Annotated in this window: 1 protein-coding gene; it reads right to left on the bottom strand. The window is 42.4% G+C overall.

Features of this window, described 5'->3' with window-relative positions; all coding sequences use genetic code 11:
- Window positions 1–1029 (bottom strand): SdrD B-like domain-containing protein (locus tag HH219_RS21615; protein WP_169328599.1); only part of this gene is annotated, 1029 nt, incomplete at both ends.

Raw genomic sequence — 1029 nt, 5'->3', positions numbered from 1 at the left:
TTGCGTTGTCAGGTTAATGTCAGTTCCGAAGATATCTTTACCTGTTAAGGTAATGTCTACATTGGCTAATAACGTGTCGTTATCAGCCATGGTGCCATCTTGGTTTGCATCAAAATACACACGCCCTAAAATAGCCGCTGTATCTGGATTTTGCTCTGTAAAGTCAACTAGCTGATTGCTTGTTGAAAGCACAACAGTCACTTTATCCGTTAGATCGGAGCCTGTAATTACACCTGCATTGTTACGCTCAACACCGTCTTTATAAAGCGCAGGTTGCGTTTGCGTTACGGTGTAACCATTAGTATCTGAGGCAAATAAATCAGCGAAAACATATTCACCCTGCTCATTCGTTTGCGTTGTCAGGCTAATGTCAGTTCCGAAGATGTCTTTACCTATTAAGGTAATGTCTACATTGGCTAATAACGTGTCGTTATCAGCCATGGTGCCATCTTGGTTTGCATCAAAATACACACGCCCTGAAATAGTCGCTGTATCTGGGTTTTGCTCAGTAAAATCGACTAACTCATTATTGTTAGCCACTAACTGAACTGTGACCGAATCAGTTGTTTCAGAGCCTGCAATAGCACCCGATCTATTACGCTCAACACCATCTTTATAAAACGCGGGTTGTGTTTGCGTCACGGTATAACCACTGGCATCTGAAGCAAATAAATCAGCGAACGTGTATTCACCTTGCGCGCTTGTTTGCGTCATTAACGAGATTGTTGAACCAAAGATATCTTTACCTGTTAAGGTAATCGCTACGCCAGCAAATAACTTATCGTTATCTGCAATAGTGCCGTCTTGGTTTTCATCGAAATACACACGCCCTGAAATAGTCGCTGTATCGGGATTTTGCTCTGTGAAGTCAACAAGCTCGTTGCTTGCAGTCAAATTAACAATAACCGTATCTGTTACATCAGAGCCTGCAATCATGCCTGCATTGTTACGCTCAACACCGTCTTTATAAAGCGCAGGTTGCGTTTGAGTTACTGTGTATCCATTGGCATCTGAGGCAAATAAATCAGC

Source organism: Pseudoalteromonas sp. NEC-BIFX-2020_015 (assembly GCF_012952265.1).
GTDB lineage: Bacteria > Pseudomonadota > Gammaproteobacteria > Enterobacterales > Alteromonadaceae > Pseudoalteromonas > Pseudoalteromonas neustonica.
The sequence above is the reverse complement of the archived record's forward strand: the minus strand, read 5'-3'. Positions and strand labels throughout refer to the sequence as shown.